Here is a 3371-nt window from a genome sequence, read left to right as displayed (position 1 = left end):
ACTCTATCAGACCGTTTCCGTTCCGATTTCCTCGGTGCTTTCCAGTTCCAGCACCACTTTCGCGGCGCTTTTCCTTTCCGGCGGTTCCGACTTTATCAGATGTTTTCGGCCGGTCTTGCCGGCTTCGAATTTCCGATTTATCGGGGGTTGTCCTTCTCCGACCGACAGTCGGGAAGCGACTCGGTAGATCCTACCGGCTGCCGTGGGGTGCTCCGCACCTCTCCGGGCAACTGTTCAAATCTACCTCCACCATCGTGCCGCGTCAACGGCAGTTCCGGGGGCGATGAGGAGAGTAGCAGCTAGTAGCCGCTCGATGCACATCACGCTGCGACGGGGGCCGCGGCGCTCCGTCCGCTCTCCTCGACGTCACCCGTCCCGCCCGCACGGACGGCGCGACCGCCGAGTACCCACACATAGGCGAGGAACGCCAGCTCGGCGAGGACTCCGATGCCGACGCGGGCCCAGGTCGGGAGGCCGGACGGGGTCACGAAGCCCTCGATCGCCCCGGCCACGAACAGCACCAGGGCGAGGCCGACGGCCATGCCGAGGGCGGCGCGTCCTTCCTCCGCCAGGGCTGCCCTCCGGGTCCGGGGGCCTGGGTCGATGACCGTCCAGCCGAGCTTGATGCCGGCGCCCGCGGCCACGAAGACGGCCGTGAGCTCGAGCAGTCCGTGCGGGAGCACCAGGCCGAGGAAGACGTCGAGGCGCCCGGCGTCGGCCATCAGACCGAAGCCCGCACCGAGGTTGAGCATGTTCTGGAAGAGGATCCAGATCACCGGCAGCCCGAGGAAGACGCCGGTGATGAGGCACAACGCCGCGGCACGGGCGTTGTTCGTCCAGACCTGGGCGGCGAAGGAGGCCGCGGGGTGGCTCGAGTAGTAGTTCTCGTACTCGCCGCCGGGGCGGGTCATCTCGCGGAGGTCCGCGTCCGTGCCGAAGGCGGCCTGGACCTCGGGGTGGGTGGCTATCCACCAGGAGAGGACGACGCCCACCGCGACCGAGATCAGAGCCGTCGGCACCCACCAGCGACGGGTCCGGTAGAGGGCCGCCGGGAAGCCCTCGACCAGGAACCGGGCGATGTCCTGCCAGGACGACTTCCGCGTTCCGGTGACCTGGCTCCGGGCGCGGGCGACGAGCTGGCTCAGGCGGCCGGTGATCCGCGGGTCCGGGGCGCTGGACCGGATGACGGAGAGGTGCGTCGCCGCCCGCTGGTACAGCTCGACGAGCTCGTCCACCTCCGCGCCGGTCAGACGGCGTCGCCTACGGCTGAGCAGCGTCTCCAGACGGTCCCACTCGGCACGATGGGTGGCGACGAAGACGTCCAGGTCCATGGGTGTCCGCTGCTCCTCAACCTGCTCCGGCGGGGCCGCACTGCGGCGGCGTGGTGCACAGCTTGGCAGACTGGCCGCCCGGACGTCAGTGCGGGACGGATTCCCGACGGGGCGGCGTGAGCGCGGTCCGGGCAGTCGGACGGCCGGGGCAGTGGGAAGGGGCGGGGCGATGGATCAGCTGGTGACCGGTGAGGCGGTGGCACTGGAGGTACGGCCGGCGCGGTTTCCCAGCAGGGCGCTGGCGGTGATCCTCGACCTGCTGGTGGTGCTGTTCGTCTGGTTCGTCGTGCTGATGCTGCTCTTCGCCACGCTGGAGTCGGTCGACGAGGCGGCTGCGGCGGCGATCTCGGTGGGCACCTTCCTGCTGATCCCGGTCGGCGTGCCGATCGCCGTGGAGGCGCTGACGCGCGGTCGGTCGCTGGGGAAGCTGGCGCTGGGCCTGCGGGTGGTGCGGGACGACGGCGGTCCCATCGGGTTCCGGCACGCGCTGGTCCGGGGGCTGCTCGGGATGATCGAGATCCTGATGTCCTTCGGTGTGGTCGCCTGCGTCGCCTCCCTGGTGTCCTCGCGGGGCCGGCGGCTCGGTGACGTGTTCGGGGGGACGCTGGTGGTGCGGGAGCGGGTGCCCGGTGGGGCGGTCATGGGGACGCCGCCGCCCCCGCCGTACCTGATGGGGCGCTTCGCGCACCTGGACCTGTCGGCTGTGCCGGACGAGCTGTGGCTGCAGGTGCGGCAGTACCTGACGCGCATCGGCCAGCTCGAGCCCGCCGTCGGGTACGCCATGGCGCACCGGCTGGCCACGGAGGTCGCCACCCGGACGGGGGCGCAGGCGCAGGGGGTGTCGGCGGCGGAGTTCCTGGCGGCGGTGATGTACGAGCGGCAGTCGCGGGAGGCGGCGCGCGCGCAGGCCGCGGCGCTGGCCAGGGCGCGCACGCAGGCGACGGTGGCGGGGCCGTACGTGCCGCCGGCCGAGCCGTTCCGGCCGCAGGCGCAGCCCCAGACGCAGCCCCAGGCCCCGGCGCAGGCCCATGCCCCGGCCCCGGCCCCGGCTCCGGCTCCGGCTCCGGGGTCGTACGGCCCGCCCGTGTACCCCCCGGCCGCCGCGCCGGTGCCGCAGGCGCCGCCCGCGCCTGGCGGGCCGCCCTCCGCGCCGGCTCCGGAGGCTCCGCGCAAGGGTGGTTTCGCGCCGCCCGCCTGAGGGGCGAACCGCAGGTCAGGGCGGGGGCGGGCCGGGGTCCGTGAAGGCCGACGGCGGTGACTGGAGGTCGTCCAGTTCGATGCCGGGAGCGGCGAGGACGACATCGCCGGCGAGGTGCACGGTGTGCTGCTCGCCGGTTCCCAGGTCGGTGATGCGGTAGGCGTCCACGACCAGGGGACCACTGTCGGTGGGGTGGGTCTCGCGGCCGGTCAGGGCCCAGGTGCGGTCCACCGTGAGCGGTGCGAGGACCGGGTCGGTGAAGGCGACCAGGCGCACGCGGACGGGGTCCTCGGACGGGGCCGGGCGCAGCAGGCGGGCGGTGGCTACCAGGAAGGCCGGGGAGGCTCCGGTGAAGGCGTGGGCGCGGACGTTCCCCTCGCTGGCGTGCTCGCCGGTGGGGTCGGTGCGGACCCAGGTCACCCCGTCGAGCGCGGCACCGCGGACCTGCCAGCCGCCGGCGTGGAGTTCCACGCGCAGGGGGCGGCCGAGGGCGTCGAGGGTGACGTCGACGGATCCCCGGTGGTCGCCCTCGGGGGTGAGGACCTGGGAGACGTAGCGCCAGCCGGAGGGGCCGGGGGCGCACTGGAAGTGCTCCGCGCCGAGCGGGGTGCCGTCGTGCGGGTCGTGGAGCAGGTAGCGGCCGGTGGGCATCGGTGTCCTGGTGGTGGGCGGGAGGGGCCCGGACGGGGCAGGCCCCCGCCGCGAGGGCGGGGGCCTGCCGGAAGGGTGCTGCGGGTCGGTCCGCCGCTCAGTAGCGGTAGTGGTCGGGCTTGTAGGGGCCTTCGACCTCGACGCCGATGTAGGCGGCCTGCTCGGGACGGAGCTTGGTCAGCTTCACACCC

4 protein-coding genes are annotated in these 3371 nt (G+C 73.2%); 1 reads left to right on the top strand and 3 read right to left on the bottom strand.

The features are described from left to right. Positions 1 to 320: 320 nt before the first annotated feature. Positions 321 to 1331: a stage II sporulation protein M gene (locus ABZ836_RS30395; RefSeq protein WP_361147596.1), complete on the bottom strand. Its 1011-nt coding sequence runs from the start codon at positions 1329 to 1331 to the stop codon at positions 321 to 323. Positions 1332 to 1500: 169 nt separating this feature from the next. On the opposite strand from ABZ836_RS30395, the gene ABZ836_RS30390 reads away from it, so the two are divergent. After that, positions 1501 to 2529 (top strand): RDD family protein, encoded by a 1029-nt coding sequence (locus ABZ836_RS30390; RefSeq protein WP_361147593.1) that lies wholly within the window; start codon positions 1501 to 1503, stop codon positions 2527 to 2529. Between the two features lie 15 nt (positions 2530 to 2544). Here the strand turns inward: ABZ836_RS30390 and ABZ836_RS30385 are convergent, their stop codons facing one another. Next, a complete protein-coding gene (locus tag ABZ836_RS30385; protein WP_356139461.1) occupies positions 2545 to 3180 on the bottom strand; it encodes a hypothetical protein in 636 nt (211 codons plus the stop codon). A 97-nt stretch (positions 3181 to 3277) separates the two neighbouring features. Then, positions 3278 to 3371: adenosylhomocysteinase (locus ABZ836_RS30380; protein WP_356139216.1), on the bottom strand; the 94-nt coding region annotated here is incomplete at its 5' end.

Origin of the sequence: Streptomyces sp. NPDC047130 (assembly GCF_040643475.1) — a bacterium.
Taxonomy (GTDB): Bacteria; Actinomycetota; Actinomycetes; order Streptomycetales; family Streptomycetaceae; genus Streptomyces.
Note: the sequence above shows the minus strand (reverse complement) of the source record. Positions and strands in the feature narration are given on the sequence as shown.

What these genes read in the sequence shown, in the direction of transcription:
- ABZ836_RS30385 (WP_356139461.1), bottom strand. Translation starts at nt 3,180, where the DNA reads ATGCCCACCGGCCGCTACCTGCTCCACGACCCGCACGACGGCACCCCG.
- ABZ836_RS30390 (WP_361147593.1), top strand. Translation starts at nt 1,501, where the DNA reads ATGGATCAGCTGGTGACCGGTGAGGCGGTGGCACTGGAGGTACGGCCG.
- ABZ836_RS30395 (WP_361147596.1), bottom strand. Translation starts at nt 1,331, where the DNA reads ATGGACCTGGACGTCTTCGTCGCCACCCATCGTGCCGAGTGGGACCGT.